This window comes from Paenibacillus sp. 1-8 (genome assembly GCF_056316205.1).
The window spans coordinates 4,634,753-4,653,893 of sequence record NZ_CM149995.1; the positions used below are offsets into that span (position 1 = coordinate 4,634,753).

General features: G+C 57.2%; 1 protein-coding gene. It reads right to left on the minus strand.

The annotated features are described in order from the left end of the window. Positions 1-242: 242 nt before the first annotated feature. The gene (locus tag AC0WRU_RS21455) at positions 243-19,100 is read right to left on the minus strand and encodes a non-ribosomal peptide synthetase (RefSeq protein WP_476126252.1); all 18,858 of its coding nucleotides are present in this window, start codon (positions 19,098-19,100) and stop codon (positions 243-245) included. Positions 19,101-19,141 lie beyond the last annotated feature (41 nt).

The window sequence follows — 19,141 nt, forward strand, 5'->3', positions numbered from 1 at the left end:
CCTCTGCTTCGTCCCTTTTGAACATATCGGTGTTTTTGTTCTTTTTCGATATGCTTTTTAAGGGCTTTTGGGACAGCCCCTTTCTGTTGTGTTTTGTCGATTTTCCAATAAATTGAAATATTTACTCAGCGGCACTTGACGTCAGATTCCTGTGGTGGATTTTTCTCTTTCATTTGGAAAAAAATACCCGGCAAGGATGCGTACCGAGAGAAATACGGTATACACCCAAGCCGGGTAAGGGATTAGAAAATAATATCAATGGCCTCTAGCACAACTTGCTCCTGTTCGGATTGCCCGTTCAGGGAAATATCCTTCAACAGCACCGAAGGCTGTTCGCAAATTTGGGTGACGATCACGAGCAGGTCCTGAGCGAAATTGTCGATCAGATTGCGCGTAAACAACTTGGTGGCATATTCAAACTGCCCGTTCATTCCCTCATCCAGCATCGAAATGACCAAGGTAAGATCAAATTGGGAAACCGTATGAGTTTCCGGATAAGATTCGATCTTGATATCCCCGAAGCTTTGAACGTTATCTTCCTTGGTTTCCAGAGCAAACATGACATCGAATACAGGATTGCGGCTTTGATCTCGCGGCGCCTGCAGCTTTTTCACAAGCTCCTCGAACGGATAATCCTGGTGGTCGTAGGCCCCCAGCATCGTTTCTTTGACTTCGTTCAAGTAAGCGAGGAACGTCTTCTCCCCGGACGGATAATGGCGAATCGCCAAAGTGTTGACAAACATTCCGATGAGCGGCTCCAGGTCGGCATGTGTGCGGCCCGAAACCGGCGTGCCTACAATGAAGTCTTCTTGTCCCGAGTACTTGCTGAGCAGGATTGAATAGGCCGCCAATAAAACCATATAAAGGGTGGCACCGTTCTCATCGGCGATGCGCTGCAAGCTGTCGGTCATCTGCTTGTCGATGCTGAAAGGCAGCACATCTCCCTCAAAGCTGCGAGCGGCAGGTCTGACAAAGTCCGTAGGCAGTTCAAGCGTTGGCAGTTCGCCTTCCAGCACGTCCAGCCAGTAGGCTTCCTGACGTTTCAGCCGCTCTTTTACAGGTTCGGACTGCTGCCAAGCGGCGAATTCCTTGTATTGAATCCGAAGCGGTTCCAGAGTCTCGCCGTTATACAGGCGCAGCAGCTCTTCGACGAAGATGCCCATCGACATGCCATCCGTGACGATATGATGAATGTCCAGCATGAGCAGATGCCGTTCCGCTTCCCATTCGACTAAGCCCACACGCAGCAGCGGCGGCCGCTCCAAATCAAAGACGCGCACAAAACCGTCTACGATGCTCTTCGTTTCACTTTCCGTCGCTTTCGTATACTCGACGGCAAACTTCAAGTCCGGATAAATCCGTTGTACCGGTTCGCCGTCGACCATTTCGAAGCCAGTTCGCAAAATTTCGTGACGAGCTATCAATCCTTTGAGCGCCGCCTCGAATTGATTCCGTTCCAAGCGCCCGACGAGAACCGTCATGCCGGACATGTTGTAGCTAAGCTCGGCGCCTTCCATCTGCTGCTGGATGTACAGCCGTTTTTGCACGGAGGAAAGCGGATAGTAATCCCTCTTATTCAGAACCGGAATGGATAGGTGTTCCTGCCGCTCCAATTGGCTGATCGCTTCGGCCATCGCTTCGATGGTCGAGTGCCGGAACACATCGCGCAGCGGCAGGTCCACGCTCAACTCCTTGTGCACCTTGCTAACCAGCGTCGTCGCCCGCAGGGAGTGCCCGCCGAGGTCGAAGAAGTTGTCCGTCACGCCAATCGTGACCGGCCCAAGCACGTCCTGCCAGATGGCGATCAGTTTCGCCTCCAGTTCGGTGCGCGGCGCCACGTATTCGCGGCCTGCGCTTGCTCCCCCTTCCGGCGTCGGCAGCGCCTTCCGGTCGATTTTCCCGTTCGGCGTCAGAGGCAGGCGCTCCAGCTCGACGAAGTACGACGGGATCATGTAACCCGGCAGCTCGCTGGAGATCGCCCGTTTCAGGTCTGCCGCCGTCAGTTCGCCATCTGTTGTGTAGTACGCGCACAGCGCTTTCTGCCCGTTCGCGTCACTTCGAACCAGCACCACCGCTTCGCGCACGCCTTCCACCCGCAGCAGCTGCGACTCGATCTCGCCCGTCTCGATCCGGTACCCCCGGATTTTCGCCTGGTTGTCGATCCGGCCGATGAAGTCCACGTTGCCGTCCTCCATCCACCGCGCCAAGTCTCCCGTGCGGTACAGCCGCTCGCCCGCGACGAACGGGCTGTCTACGAACTTCTCTTCCGTCAGCTCCGGACGGTTCAAGTACCCGCGCGCCACTCCGACTCCGCCGATGACCAGCTCGCCCAGCACCCCGACCGGCACCGGGTTCAGATGCGCATCCACGATGTAGAATTTCGCATTCAGCCACGCTTTGCCGATCGGCACATGGCCTGTCTGCGGCAGCTTCGTCAGCTCCTCGTCGTAGAAGCTGGAGTCGATCGCCGCTTCCGTCACGCCGTATGCGTTGATGATCCGGAACAACGAGCCGAAGCGTTCCTGCAAGGTCCGGTAATCCGCCACGCTGCAGCTGTCCGAGCTCGTGATCAACAGCTCCACCCGGCTCATGTCCAGTTGCTGCTCGTGCACGTACTCCAGGAACGGCACGATCAGCGCCGGCGTCGATTCGAAGATTGTGACCCGCTCCCGCTCCATCCAGTAGTGCAGACGAGACGGATCGATCCGGTCGTCCTTCGGCACAATCACCATCGTGCCTCCGTTGTACAGCGTCCGCGCGATATCTCCCACGAACACGTCGAACGAGAAGCTTGCGAGCTGCAGCAGCCGCACCGGGAACTGATCCAACCGGTATTCCCGCCGGTAGCCCGCCGCCGTGTTCACCAGGCTGCGGTGCTCGATCATCACGCCCTTCGGCTTGCCCGTCGTTCCCGACGTATAGATCACGTACGCCAGGTCCTCCGGACGGGCTTCATGGAAGCTGTCGGTGCCAACATTCTGATGGCTCTCATCGCCGTCGTCCACAGCATCCGTCAGCTTGCCGGAGACAATGCCGGAGACAACCGACGCATTCGCCCGCTCCTCGCTGTACGACGCTTCGTCGTCGAGGTACAGCACCGCCGCCAGCGCCCGCTCCTCTTCGTCGAGCCAGGCTTCAGCACGCTCTCGCAGCGGCGTTTGCGTCAGCAGCACCTTCGCCCCGCTGTCTTCAAGCATGAACCGCACGCGGTCTGCCGGATAATCCGGGTCGAGCGGCACATACGCCCCGCCCGCTTTCCAGACGGCCAGCACGGCCACCAGCAAGTCCACCGAACGCTCGGCGAGAATGCCGACGATCGACTCCCGGCCGATGCCGCTTGCGCGCAGCGTAGCCGCTAAGCGGTTCGCCCGCTCGTTCAGCTCCGCATACGTAAGCCGGTCATTCTCGTACACGACGGCCGCCTCTTCCGGCGTGCGCTCCGCCTGTTCCTCAAACAGCCGGTGGAACGTGGCCGCAGGAGCCGCTTCCGGCTGCGCCGGGTTAAACGCGCCGAGAATTTGCTCTTTTTCCGCCGGTGTCAAAATGCCCAGCTCGGCAATAGTCGCCGACGGGTTGCGGAGAATGGATTCAAGCAGCTGCAAGTAGTGAGCGGCCAATTTCTCCACCGTTTCGGTTTTATAAAGAGCAGTGGCGTATTCAAACAGATATTCCAAGCCTTCCTCGATCTCCGTGACGTCCAAGCTGAGATCGAATTTAGAAACAATTTCTTCGCTGGCATACGTCGACAAATGGAGTCCGGGAAGCTGGATTTCCAAATTCTCTGTATTCTGCAAAGCAAACATCGTATCGAACAGCGGATTGCGGCGTAAATCACGAGCCACGTTCACCTTATCCACCAGTTCCTCAAACGGATAATTCTGATGTTCAAAAGCGCCCAGCGTCGTCTCCTTGATTTCCTTCAAGTAGTCAAGAAACGTCTTACCGGCAGCCGGATAACTGCGGATGGCCAGGGTATTGACGAACATCCCGATCAGCGGCTGAACGTCGCTGTGATTTCTTCCCGCAATCGGCGTACCGACCACCACGTCTTCTTGCCCTGTATATTTATGCAATAATATTGTATAACCAGCAAGCAGAACCATGTAAAGCGTTGCGCCGTTCTCGGCTGCAAGCCGTTTCAGACCCTCGCTTTTCTCGCTATGCATAAACAATTGCAGCGTGCGGCCCTCGTAGCTCTGCATAGCCGGGCGCGGATAGTCCGTCGGCAATTCCAAAACCGGCAGCTCTCCGCGGAACATGTCGAGCCAGTAGGCTTCCTGCTTGGCAAGCTGAGCTTTCTGCTCGTCCGATTGCTGCCATACCGCATAATCTTTGTACTGAATGCGGAGCGGCTCCAACTGCTCCCCGCTGTACAAGCGGACGAACTCTTCGATCAGTACGTCAATCGAAACGCCGTCAGATACGATATGATGCGTATCGAACATTAGAATGTGCCGATCCGGCACCAGTTCGGCAAGGCCTACCCGCAGAAGTGGCGGCTTCGCTAGATCAAACGGACGAACGAATTGGCGCACCGTTTCTTCCGCCTGCTCCCCGCTGATCTGCACATATTCCACATGGAAGGCGGCTTCTTCGTAAATCCGCTGAACCGCTTCGCCTTTTACCATCTCAAAACCGGTACGCAGCGTTTCATGACGAGCTACGAGCCCGCGGAACGCTTCTTCAAACCGCTGCCGGTCGAGCTCCCCTTCGAGCAGCATAGCTCCCGGTATGTTGTAGCTCAGCTCGGCTCCTTCCAGCTGGTTCAAGATATAGAGACGTTTCTGAGCGGAAGAGAGCGGATAATACTCGCTAGGTTCCGCAGCCGGAATAGCCGTGAACGAGCCGATCTCCAGCCGCTCCATAGCCGCGGCCATTTCCTCAACCGTCGAGTAGCGGAATACGTCGCGAAGCGGGAATTCAACGCCTAGCTCCTTATGCATTTTGCTGACAAGCGTCGTCGCCCGCAGAGAGTGTCCGCCGAGGTCGAAGAAGTTGTCCGTTACGCCTACCGCCTTCTCCCGAACAAGCACATCCTGCCAAATGGCGGCCAGCTTCGCCTCAAGTTCGGTGCGCGGCGCCACGTATTCGCGGCCTGCGCTTGTTCCCCCTTCCGGTGCCGGCAGCGCCTTCCGGTCGATCTTTCCGTTCGGCGTCAGAGGCAGGCGCTCCAGCTCGACGAAGTACGACGGGATCATGTACCCCGGCAGCTCGCTGGCAATCGCCCGTTTCAGGTCTGCCGCCGTCAAGCCTTCTTCCGCTGTATAATAAGCGCACAAAGCTTTCTGACCTTCTTGATCTTCCCTGACGACGACGACCGCTTCCTTCACGCCACCTACACTCAGCACCTTCGCTTCGACTTCGCCCGTCTCAATCCGGTACCCCCGGATTTTCGCCTGGTTGTCGATCCGGCCGATGAAGTCCACGTTCCCGTCCTCCATCCACCGCGCCAAGTCTCCCGTGCGGTACAGCCGCTCGCCCGCGGCGAACGGGCTGTCTACGAACTTCTCTTCTGTCAGCTCCCGACGGTTCAAGTACCCGCGCGCCACTCCGACTCCGCCGATGACCAGCTCGCCCAGCACCCCGACCGGCACCGGATTCAGATGCGCATCCACGATGTAGAATTTCGCATTCAGCCACGCTTTGCCGATCGGCACATGGCCTGTCTGCGGCAGCTTCGTCAGCGGCTCGTCGTAGAAGCTGGAGTCGATCGCCGCTTCCGTCACGCCGTAAGCGTTGATGATCCGGAACAACGAGCCGAAGCGTTCCTGCAAGGTCCGGTAATCCGCCACGCTGCAGCTGTCCGAGCTCGTGATCAACAGTTCCATCCAGCTCATATCCAGCCGCTGCTCGTGCACGTACTCCAGGAACGGCACGATCAGCGCCGGCGTCGATTCGAAGATGGTGACCCGCTCCCGCTCCATCCAGTGGTGCAGACGAGACGGATCGATCCGGTCGTCCTTCGGCACAATCACCATCGTGCCTCCGTTATACAGCGTCCGCGCGATATCTCCCACGAACACGTCGAACGAGAAGCTTGCGAGCTGCAGCAGCCGCACCGGGAACTGATCCAACCGGTATTCCCGCCGGTAGCCCGCCGCCGTGTTCACCAGGCTGCGGTGCTCGATCATCACGCCCTTCGGCTTGCCCGTCGTTCCCGACGTGTAGATCACGTACGCCAGGTCCTCTGGAGGGGCTTCATGGAAGCTGTCGGCATTCGTCCGCTCCTCGCTGTACGAAGTTTCGTCGTCCAGGTACAGCACCGCCGCCAGCGCCAGCTCCTCTTCGCCGAGCCAGGCTTCGGCACGCTCTCGCAGCGGCGTTTGCGTCAGCAGTACCTTCGCTCCGCTGTCTTCAAGCATGAACCGCACGCGGTCTGCCGGATAATCCGGGTCGAGCGGCACATACGCCCCGCCCGCTTTCCAGACGGCCAGCACGGCCACCAGCAAGTCCACCGAACGCTCGGCGAGAATGCCGACGATCGTCTCCCGGCCGATGCCGCTTGCGCGCAGCGTGGATGCTAAGCGGTTCGCCCGTTCGTTCAGCTCCGCATACGTAAGCCGGTCATTCTCGTACACGACGGCCTCCGCCTCCGGCGTGCGCTCCGCCTGTTCCTCGAACAGCCGGTGGAACGCGGCCGCAGGAGCCGCTTCCGGCTGCGCCGGGTTGAACGCGCCGAGAATTTGTTCTTTTTCCGCCGTCGTCAAAAGCTCCAACTGATTCACGCGGATGTTCGGGTTAGCCGCAACCTTCTCCAGTGCCCGGGCAAAATGACCGTGGATCAGCCTGATGTCTTCCTCTCTGAACGTCAGCGTATTGTACGTAAACCGCAGCAAAATATGCTCTTCCGGAATGACGGTAATGTCCAGGTCGTAGTTCGTTTGCTCCGGCGACTGGATATTAGCGATTTTCAGCGCTTCTTTGTCTCCGCCGACGACCTGCTCAATCTGTTCTTCCATCGGATAATTTTCAAAGACCATGATATGGTTGATCAAGTCGCGCTTTTGCTCGCTCAGCGACTGAATTTCGAACAGCGGGAACGTTTCGTAAGCTCCCGATGCCAGCGCTTGATCCTGGGTTTTTCTCAAGATATCGGCTACCGTCTCCTCGGCTTTGCCTTGAATACGGACCGGGATCGTATTAATAAACAGGCCGATCATGCTTTCGATGCCCGGAATTTCCGCCGGACGCCCGGATACGACGGAGCCGAATACGACATCCTCGCTGTTGTTGTATACCTGCAGAACCAGTCCCCATACGGTCTGCATGAACGTATTGAGCGTCACCTGCTGCTGGCGCGCCACCCGCTCGATTTGCCCGGTCAGTTCCTTGCTGAGTTCCACATCGATTTCAGCCGCTTCAAAAGCGCCCTGCTTCAGCTGCGTTTTCTCCTGGGGCAGCTTGGTCTGCTGATCGTAACCCGCCAAATACTCGGACCAGTAACGCGAAGCTTTCGCGGCATCTTGAGCTTCCAGCCATTCGATATACCGGGAGTACGAGGTAACCGGAGGAAGCTCCAGCGTCCGCTTCTCCTGGAACGCGAAGTAGGTGTCGAACACTTCCTTGATCATGAAGGACATGCACCAGCCGTCCATCAAAATGTGATGGTGACTCCAGATCACATGGTAGGACTCGTCGCCCGTGCGCAAAACTGTCACGCGCATAAGAGAGCCTCGGGCCAAATCGAACTTGTTCGCTTTATCCGCGCTGACGAAATCGGCTATCGTCTTCTCCGGGTCTTCATCGCTTACCGAGCGAATATCTTCGAAGTACACTTCACACTTCCGCTCGCGGAATACCACTTGAATCGGCTCGTCTCTCCAGCCGGTAATAAAGTTGGTCCGCAGCGCCTCATTCCGCTGCACCAGCGTATCCAATCCTTGGGTGAAGGCTTCGACATTCAGGCTTCCGTACAGATCGAAGGTCACCTGTTCGAAGTAAGCTTCCGAATCGGCATCCAGCAGGCTGTGGAACAACATCCCTTTTTGCAGCGGAGTCAGGGTGTATACATTCTCCAGTTCGCCGAGCGCCGCCGTATGTTCGGCCAGCCGCTCCAGTTCCTCCAACGTCACATCTTGAAGCAGTACGTCGCTAGGCGTAAGCTCCGGCCGCTCTTTCGATACGCAATGGCTGATGACTTCACGCAAGCTCGAATGAAGCAGGGTGCCCAGGCGCTCTACCGTTTCCCGTTTATACTGGGTTTCCCCATAACGGATCGTGAGTTCCTGCACTCCTTCCGACACCATACCGTTGATATCGAGGACATAATCCATCACTGCATTCGGGCTTGAATCGGAGCCCGGGCTGAACGGAGACGGCCTCGAGCCGCTGCTTTCGTAATCCTGGTCGAACTGACCCAAATAGTTAAAGCTGATCTCCGGCTCCAAAGCGAAGCGCTCGCCGTCACGCGGCGCCGACAAATAACGCAGGATGCCGTAGCCGATTCCTTTGTTCGGAATGCGGCGCAAGCTTTCTTTAACCTGTTTCACCTGATGACCGAGCGCCTGGGCGTGACCCGGCTCCAGAACGACAGGGAATTGGCTTGTAAACCAGCCTACCGTGCGCGTAATGTCCACATCCGGCAAAATATCTTCCCGGCCGTGGCCTTCGAGATTCACCAGCACGCGTTCCCGGCCGCTCCAAGCTTGTACCGCGAGGCCAAGCGCGGCAAGCAGCAAATCGTTCATTTCCGTATGGTAAGCACGGTGTGCCTGCTTCAGCAGCTGTTCGGTTTCCTCCGCCGTCCAGCGAACGGTCACGAGCCCGCTGTCCTTCAGCTTGGATCTGCCTTGTTCAAAATCTTTCGGAAGCGGCTCATAGGTCAATTGCTCGATATGCTGCCAATACTCTCTCTCGCTTTCCATCGCCGGACCGTTCGCATAATCAGCGAGCTGTTTCGCCCACGTTTGGAATGAATCCGTTTTGAGCGGCAGACGGATCGGCTGCCCTTGCAGCGCCTGCTCATAGCCGGCAGCAAAATCCTCAAGCAGAATCCGCCAGGATACGCCGTCTACGACCAAGTGATGGATCGCGATGAGCAGGTGGTCGCCGTCGTCGCAGCGGAACAAGCCGAGCTTCACCAGCGGACCGTTTTCCAGATCGATGCTCGCTTGAATGTCATTCGCCTTAGCCTCTACCGCTTCTTTCACGTCGCCGACTCCCTTGAAATCGACAACTTCCAGATCGAACAGCGCTTCGTTCTCCTCGGCGCCGCGGTTCCAGGCGGTATAGCCGTTCTCGGTTTGGCGGTAAACCGTACGGAGAGCATCGTGATGCACGACAAGCTGACGCACCGCTTGGCGTAAAGCTTCTTCGTCAAAGCCTTGCTTGGAGAACTGCATGAACGCCTGGTTGCTGTGATGCACGTCGGCCGGATTTTGTTCAAAGAACCAGCGCTGAATCGGGGTCAAGATGACCTCTCCCGTCACTTCGGCCTGGCTTGCCGTTCTCTCCGCCGTTTGCAGCTGCAAACTAAGGGCGGAAATCGTCGGGTAATGGAACAAATCTTTCATGACCAGCTTGTACCCCGTTTGCAAAAGACGGGACGATACCTGCAAGGCCTTGATCGAATCGCCGCCGAGCGCAAAGAAATTGTCCATCGTGCCGACCTGATCCACGCCCAGCACCGACTGCCAGACCGACGCAAGTGCTTGCTCGGCAGGAGTACGAGGCGCCGTGTATGCAGCCTCGGCACGAATGCTTCCTTCCGGTACAGGCAGCGCTTTACGGTCGATCTTCCCGTTCGGCGTAAGCGGCATTTGATCCAGGCGCATGATGCGCGAAGGCACCATATGGGAAGGCAGCGCGGCGTCCAGATGGGCCACAAGCCCTTCCAGATCGAAGCTGGAATCCGCTACGACATACCCGCACAAATATTTCTGCCCCCGCTCGTCCGTCCGGTCGATGACAAGCGCTTGACGCACGCCGGCAAAATTTTTCATGGCCGCTTCAATTTCACCAAGCTCGATCCGATAGCCGCGAATTTTCACCTGGTTGTCGATCCGGCCGATGAAGTCCACATTGCCGTCCGGCATCCAGCGCGCCAGGTCGCCCGTCCGGTACAGCCGCTCCCCAGCGGCGAACGGGCTGTCTACGAATTTCTCCGCCGTCAAATCCGGGCGGTTCAAGTAACCGCGGGCCACACCCGCTCCGCCGATAACCAGCTCGCCCAACACCCCGATCGGCACCGACTTCAGATTCGCATCCACGATGTAGAACTTGGCGTTCAGCCACGCTTTCCCGATCGGCACGCTGCCCGTCTTCGGCAGCTTCTCCAGCGGCTCGTCATAGAAGCTGGAGTCAATCGCCGCTTCCGTTACGCCGTAGCTGTTAATAATACGGAACTGCGAGCCGAAGCGCTCCTGCAAGGTGCGGTAATCCGCTACGCTGCACGCATCCGAGCTTGTGATCAGCAGCTGCATCGAGCTGAGGTCCAGACCCTCGGCATGCACATGCTCCATGAATGGCACGATCAGCGCCGGAGTCGATTCGAACACCGTCACGGCGTAGTCGCGAATCCAGCCGTAGAGGCGGGTTGGATCAATCCGGTCGTCCTTCGGCACGATGACCATGGTGCCGCCGTTGTACAGCGTCCGCGCAATGTCGCCGACGAACACGTCGAACGAGAAGCTGGCGAGCTGCAGCAGCCGCACCGGGAACTGATCCAGGCGGTATTCCCGCCGGTAGCCCGCCGCCGTGTTCACCAGGCTGCGGTGCTCGATCATCACACCCTTCGGCTTGCCCGTCGTACCGGAGGTGTAGATGACGTAAGCCAAATCGCGCGGCTTATTCACATTCGCCGGATTCGATGCGAGATCCGCCGCTAGTACGTTCTTCTCGGCTTCTGCCGTGGCGGACGTTTCGGCAGCAGCCGTTTCCGCTTGCGCCAAAGCCTCCGCCTCTGCGCCTGCTTCGCCCAAAGCTTGTACGCCCACAACCGCTTCCGCCGCTCCGAGACTGTACGTCGCGACGTCGTCAAGCGCAAGCACCGTTTGCAGCACTAGAGCTCCGTCGCTGCGCCAAGCTTCCGCCTGCTTCAGCAGGCGGGTCTGCGTGAGCAGCACCGACGCCCCGCTGTCCGCGAGCATATACTCGATCCGCTCCGCCGGATAGTCCGGGTCGAGCGGCACATAAGCGCCGCCCGCTTTCCATACGGCGAGCACCCCGATCAACAGCTCCGCCGAACGGCCGGCCAGAATGCCGACCACCTGCTCCGGCTTCACCCCGCGCGCCCGCAGTGCATACGCCAGACGATTCGCTTTGGCGTTCAGCTCCGCATACGTCAGCTTGCTGTCTTCGTAGACAACCGCCAGCGCTCCCGGAGTGCGCTCCGCCTGCTCCTCGAACAGCTCGTGGAACGTTCTCTCTCTCCACGACTCATCCGCTTCCAAACCTGTACCCTCTGCGGCGGGTTGCTTCGCAAGAGCCGAAGACGACACGTCAAACCCGACCAGCAAATCATGCTTTTCGCTGTCCGTCAAGATATCCAAATCCGAAATCCGCGCACCCGGCTGAGCCAGGATCGACGCCAAAAGCTGCTCGTAATGACCCGCCAGCCGTACCATCGTTTCCTGTCTAAACAACGAGGTAGCGTACTCGATCTTGCAAACCAGCTCGTTATCGGCTTCCACGATATCAAAGCTAAGATCAAACTTTGCTGTCTTTTCCTCGATGTCGAACAGCGACCATTGCAAGCCTTCCAGGGTTAAATCCAAGCTTTCGTGCTTTTGCAAAGAAAACATGGTGTCAAACAGAGGATTCCGGCTTAAATCCCGGCTCACCTGAAGAGCTTCCACCAGCTCCTCGAACGGATAGTCCTGGTGCTCGTAGGCTCCAAGCGTCGTTTCCTTCACTTCCTGCAAGTAATCCAGGAACGTCCGCTCCGCCGCCGGACCCAAGCGAAGGGCCAGCGTATTGACGAACATGCCGATAATCGGCTGCAGGTCGGCGTGAGAACGGGCGGCAATCGGAGTGCCGACCACTATATCTTCCTGTCCCGCGTATTTATGAAGCAATACGGAGTACGCAGCCAGCAGAAGCATGTACAGCGTCGCCCCCGAATCGCCGGCAAGCCGTTTGAGAGCTTCGCTTTTCTCCGCATCCAGCGTAAACGTGAGCGTTTGACCGTCAAACTGCTGGACGGCCGGGCGGGAGAAGTCGAGAGGCAGCTCAAGAACCGGAAGCTCGGAGCTGAATACCCCGCGCCAGTATTCCTCCTGCCGTTTGATGCGCTGGCGCTGCTCCTCGGATTGCTGCCAAACGGCGTAATCCTTGTATTGAATCCGCAGCTCCGGCAATTCTTCCCCATTGTAAAGCCGCACGAATTCGCGCAGCAGCACGTCCATGGAAAGGCCGTCGGAACCAATATGATGAATATCCAGCGCGAGCAGGAATTTCTCTTTCTCCAGTTCGATCAGCAGGGCGCGCAGCAAAGGCGGCTGGGTCAAGTCAAAAGGCTGAATGAAGCCTTCAAGAATGGCCGCAACCTGATCTTCGCTTGCTTGAAGCTTCTCGACCTTGAAAGCTACGAGCGGATGAATACGCTGAACCGGCTCCCCATTCACGATTTCAAAACCGGTGCGCAGCATATCGTGCCGGGCCACCAAAGTAGTCAGCGCCTTTTCCACTTTGGCCTCGTTCAAAGCCCCTCCCAATTGCAAGGCGCTTGGGAGGTTGTAATTCAGCTCCGAGCTATCCAGCTGGTGCAGTACGTATAGCCTTTTTTGCGCGGAGGAAACCGGATAGTATGCTTTCTCTTCCGCTTTCGGAATCGAGCTGTGCTGCGTTTCTTCTAAGCTGGCAATAGCCCCGGCCATCGACTCTACCGTCATATAGCGGAACACATCGCGCAGCGGAAGTTCGACGTTCATTTCCTTCCGAATCTTGCTGACAAGGTTCGTCGCCCGCAAGGAGTGGCCTCCGAGCTCGAAGAAATTGTCCAGGACTCCAATACCGGAGTAACCCAGCACTTCCTCCCAGATCTTCACAAGCTGGAACTCCGTCCGGTTACGCGGTGCTACGTATTCGACGCCCGTTTGCAAGCCGCCTTGCGGCTCTGGCAGGGCTTTGCGGTCCACTTTGCCGTTGGACGTCAGCGGCATGCGCTCCAGCTGCACGAAGTACGACGGGATCATGTACCCCGGCATTCCCTGGGCCAGCGAGGTTCTCATTTCGCTGACCGTCAGCGTCCGGTCCGCCACAAAGTAGGCGACAAGCGCCTTCTCGCCCCCGCCGTCCTGACGGGCGAGCACCACCGCTTCTTCCACGCCCTCGACGTTCAGAAGCTGCGTCTCGATTTCGTCCAGCTCGATCCGGTACCCGCGGATTTTGACCTGGTGGTCGATCCGGCCCAGGTATTCGATGTTGCCGTCCGGCAGCCAAGCCGCCAAGTCGCCCGAGCGGTACAGTTTCTCCCCCTCCGCAAACGGGGAATCGACGAACTTCTCCGCCGTCAGATCCGGACGGTTCAGGTATCCTCTCGCAAGGCCTTCCCCGGCCACGTACATTTCGCCCGCTACGCCGATCGGCACAGGGTGGCGGTTTTCATCAAGGACGTACACGCTCAGCGTCGGGATCGGCTTGCCGATATTACTCTTCGCCGCCTCCATTTCGACCCACGTTATTTCCTTATACGTAACGTGAACCGTCGTCTCGGTAATGCCGTACATATTGATCAGCTTCGTCTCCGGGTACTTCGTCTTGAAGCCCTTGAGCAGCAGCGGACTCAGCGCTTCGCCCCCGAAGATGACGTTGCGAATCCGCAGATCGTACGGATGGTCCGCCAAGACCTCACGCAGCAGCTGGTAGAAGTACGTTGGCGTCTGGTTCAAAATCGTGACCTGTTCGCGGCCCAGCAGCGCCAGGAAATCGGCCGGATTTTTCGCCGTGAGCGGCGGTACGATGACCAGCTTGCCTCCGTACAGCAGCGCTCCGTACATTTCCCAGACGGAGAAATCGAAGCAGAACGAGTGGAACAGCGTCCACGTGTCGGACGGCCCGAAGTCGAACAGGTTCTTGTCGTTGAACAGGAGGCGCACGACGTTCTTATGCTCGATCAGCGTTCCTTTCGGTCTGCCGGTCGTTCCCGACGTGTAGATGACATAAGCCAGGTTGCCCGGCCCGGAAATCGGCTCCAGGTTCGAAGCGTCCAGCACACCTTCGGAGTCCGCCCCTCTGTCGCCCCAAACGAAATCGTCCAATTCGAGGCGCGTTCCTGCGAAGTCGGTCTTCTCGTGCAGATGCTTTTGAATCAGCAATAACGGCGCGCCCGAATCCTCGATCATGAAGCGGATGCGCTCCTCCGGGTAGTCGGGATCGACAGGCACGTATGCTCCGCCCGCTTTGAGAATCGCCAGCATGCCGACGACCATATCAAGCGAGCGTTCGGCCAGAATCGCTACCAGCTGATCCGCTTCTACTCCCGTCTCCCGCAGCTTCCGCGCAAGGCGGTTGGATCGCTCGTTCAGCTCGCGGTAGGTCAGCTGCTGCTCGTTCATGACGGCGGCCACGTTGTCCGAGTAAAGCTCCGCCTGCTCTTCGAACAAGCCGTGAATCGTCTGCTGCCTCGGGTAGTCCGCCTCTGAATCGTTGAAACCGCGCACCAGCTCGCGGATTTCCTCCTCCGTGAGCATTTCCAGCGAGGCAATATTCCCGTCCGGCGCTGCTGCGATGGTTTCGAGCAACTTGTCATAATGTCTGGCGAACCGTTCCGCGGTCTCTTGTTTATACAAAGCCGTAGCGTACTCCAACCGGCATTCGAGCTGACCGTCCAGCTCCGAAATATCCAGGAGCAGCTCGAACTTGGATGTTTGGTTTTCCAGCGGATAAAACGATTGCTCCAGCCCCTCGATGACAATTTGCTCGTTCTCCGTATTTTGCAGGGAGAAGAACGTATCAAAGAGCGGATTCCGGCCGGTCGCGCGCGCAATGTGAAGACTTTCCACCAAGTCTTCGAACAAATAATTTTGGTTTTCGAAAGCCCCGAGCGTGATGTCCTTGATTTCTTCCAGGTACGAAAGGTACAGCTTGGAACGCTCTGGACGGCTGCGAATGGCCAGCGTGTTGATAAACATCCCTACGATCGGCTGCACTTCTTCTTGCGTTCTTCCGGCAATCGGCGTTCCCACGATCAGATCTTCCTGACCCGAATATTTATGCATAAGGATGGAGTAAGCCGACAGCAGCACCATATACAGGGTCGTGCCCGTCCGTGCCGCCAGCTCTTTCAGCTTCTCCGTCCGCTCTTTCCCGATATAAAACTTCACGGTTCGGCCGTCAAAGCTTTGCACCGCAGGCCGCGGGAAGTCCGTCGGCAGCTCCAAGACCGGCAGCTCGCCCGACAGCTGTTCGAGCCAATACTCCTTCTGTGGCTGGAGCAGCTGCCCGTAAGCTTCGGAATGCTGCCAAACGGCATAATCTTTGTATTGAATACACAGTGGAGCCAGCTCCTCGCCCCGATACAGACGGCTGAACTCGTCGAAGAGCAGCGCTGTCGAAATGCCGTCCGAGACGATATGGTGCATATCGAACAGCAGAATGTGGCGATCCTCGGCGACTTCGATCAGGCCGATGCGAAGAAGTGGCGGCTTGGTCAGATCAAACGGGTGATAGTAAGCTTCCACCACTTGGTCCACTTCCCGCTCGCTCGCCTGGAAATAATCGACAGCAAACTCCACCTCGTCATAGATGCGCTGGACAAGCTCGCCTTGAACCTGCTCGATCCCGGTACGCAGCGTCTCATGGCGCTGAATCAGCGCCCGGAACGCGTGCTCGACGCGCGTGCGGTCCAGCTTGCCTTCGAGAAGAAGCGCCGCCGACATATTGTAGCTGCGCTCGGCCCCGTCAAGCTGGCGCAGGACGTACAGACGCTTTTGCTCGGATGAAACCGGATAGTACTCGGCCTCAGCCGCCTTTGTAATCTCATACGTCTCCTGCTGCCTTAAACCGCCGATTCTTTGGGCCAGCTGTTCGATCGTGGTGTAGCGGAAAACTTCCCGCAGCGGAACCTCGACTTGCAGCTCTTTCCGAATCTTGGAAACAAGCGTGGAGGCCCGCAAGGAATGACCACCCAAGTCAAAGAAATCGTCTTGGACTCCAACTCGCGCAATACCCAGCACCTGCTGCCAAATGAGAGCAAGTCTTGTTTCCAGCGTTGTGCGAGGAGCCACATACTCACGGCCTGCTTCTACCTCTCCGGTCGGTTCAGGCAGCGCTTTACGGTCAATTTTGCCGTTCGGCGTGAGCGGAAGCTTATCAAGAGACACCAGCCGGGCCGGGACCATATGGGCCGGCAGCTCTTGCTTCAATTGGGACAGCAGATCGCTCAGCTGCAAGGAAGCATCCGCCGCCACGTAGCCGCACAAATACTTTTGCCCCTGCTCATCCGTACGGTCGGTCACCACAGCCTGCTTGACGCCCGGGAAACGCAGCAGGGCCGTTTCAATTTCGCCGAGTTCGATCCGGAACCCGCGAATTTTCACCTGATAGTCGATCCGGCCGATGAAGTCGACGTTGCCGTCTTCCAGCCAGCGGGCCAAATCGCCTGTCCGGTACAGACGTTCGCCCGGCACAAACGGGCTGTCCGCAAACTTCTCGGCGGTTAGGTCCGGACGGTTCCAGTACCCGCGCGCCACCCCGGCGCCGCCGATGACAAGCTCGCCCGGAACCCCTACAGGAACCGGCCTTAACGCGGCATCGACAATGTAAAACCGGGCGTTCAGCCAAGCTTTGCCGATCGGCACATGACCCGACGGCGGCAGCTTATCCAGCGGCTCACCGTAAAAGCTGCTGTCAATGGCCGCTTCGGTAACGCCATAGCTGTTGATGATGCGGAATTGTCCGCCGAATCTTTCCTGCAGCAATCGGTAATCGGTGACACTGCAAGCATCTGAGCTGGTAATCAGCAACTGCATGGAGCTAACGTCCAGCCCTTCTTCATAAATATGCTGCATGAACGGCAGGATGAGCGCAGGCGTCGATTCGAATACCGTAATGTTTTGGTCCCGAATCCAGCCGTATAAGAGGTTCGGATCAATCCGGTCATCCTTCGGCACAATCACCATCGTGCCTCCGTTATACAGCGTCCGCGCGATGTCTCCGACGAACACGTCAAACGAGAAACTGGCCAGCTGCAGCAGCCGCACCGGAAACTGATCCAACCGGTACTCTCGACGGTACGCATCCGCCGTATTCACGAGACTACCGTGCTCGATCATGACGCCTTTCGGGCGTCCCGTAGTACCCGAGGTGTAAATCACATAAGCCAAATCTTGCGGGGCGCTGCCGGCAGATTCAAATTCCACGGCTAAGGCATCCCCGTTATAAATCTGTTCATCGTCCATGGCATAGACAGCTTGAAGCTTCAGCCGGTCATCGGCCAACCAACCTCCGGCCCGCTCCAACAGATGACGCTGCGTAAGCAGCACCGATGCATCGCTATCGCTGAGCATGTACTCAATCCGCTCCGCCGGATAATCGGGGTCCAGCGGTACATAGGCTCCGCCGGCTTTCCAAACGGCGAGCACCCCGACCAGCAGTTCCACCGAACGCTCCGCCCAGATCCCCGTAATCGTCTCCCTTCCCACGCCCTGTTCGCGAAGGAGAGAAGCCAGCCGCTCGGCGCGTTCGTTCAATTCGCCGTAGGTCAGCTGTTTGTCCATGTAGACGACTGCCGGATGATCCGGAATTTCCCGGGCAAACTTTTCAACATACCGATGAAACGCTTCTCCCTCGCTCAGCCCTGCCACCGGCGGGTTAAAAACGTTGAGAATGCGGTGTCTCTCCTCATCGCTCAGCAGAGAAATCTCGCGTACCGGCAGTTCGGGAGTCTGAAGAAACTGGTCCAGAACGGTTACATACTGTTCCATAATCCGATCAATCTCGGCCGTCTCGAACAGGCCGGTACGATAGGAAGCATGGAGAATTACATGGCCTTCATTCAGCATATGGTCGAAGCGCAGCAGCAAATCGTCCATCTCGTGCCTAGCGAAGTGAGCCTCCAGGCGTACCTTGATTTCTTCGTACTCCACGATTTTCAAAGGCAGATATTCCAGAGACGTGCGGAACAGCCCCGAAAGATCGTTGCGGCCGTGTTGTTCGCGTAAATCCTGGATCAATTGGTTATAAGGGTATTTCTGATACCGCAGATCCGCCGTATTTTCCTTGGAAACCGTTTGGATCAAGGACAGCACGTGCCTGTCTGGATTCAGACGAATCCGCGTAGCCACGGTGCTGACGAACATGCCGATCGTTTCTTTTTCCTTCTTGCTGGTGCGATTGGCGAAAACCGTGCCGACCGGAACATCGGTGCTGTCGGTCAGCTTGTACAATAAGGCGTACATGGCGGACAGAAATAACGTATATAAGCTGACCTGATATTGTTCGCTGAAGGCCAGAATGCGTTCATACCGGGAACCGTCCAAAGTGATGGCCAGTTTATTGGATTCGCTGCCGATCGAGAATGGCGGATACGATTTAATGCCGGTCGTTTCAGGCAAAGTGTTGTACTTCGTCAGCCAGTATTCCTTGCCTTTTTGATAACGCTGCGATTGCTCATATTCACGCTCCGCGGAAATATAATCCAGATAGGAAGGGGCCTGGTAACTGCTGGAGATGCCTTTGCGCAGTTCCAGGTATTTTTCCATCACCGCATGCAGCAAAGCATTGACGGACAAGCCGTCGGCGATAATATGATTTACCGTCAAATTGAGCCATACTTGGCCGTTCGCAAAATGGATAATCGTAAATTGGTAGAGGTGTTCGTCGAACACGCTGGCCGGTTTTTCGCTTACTTCTTTCACCCAAGCATAGAATTGTTCGGTTGTGCCTATTTCGAGGCGGCTTATCCTAGCTTGGACATTCTCCGGCTCTTCGAACCACTGCGTTGGATTTTGCAAATCCCCGCTAATGCGGATTCGGAAAACGTCATAGGTTTTGACGATCTCTGCCGCCGCTTGCTCCAGAAGCTGTGTGTTGATCTCGCCCGTAATCTGGTAGGTCGCGGAAAGCATCGTGATGGACGTTCCCGGATTCATAATTTCCATGAACCATATTCGGCGCTGGGCTTGCGTTAATCCATATTGCTCGTTGGTATTCTCTCTCACATCGACACACTCCCGGTTTAGAGATTCTTTATAGATAGGCT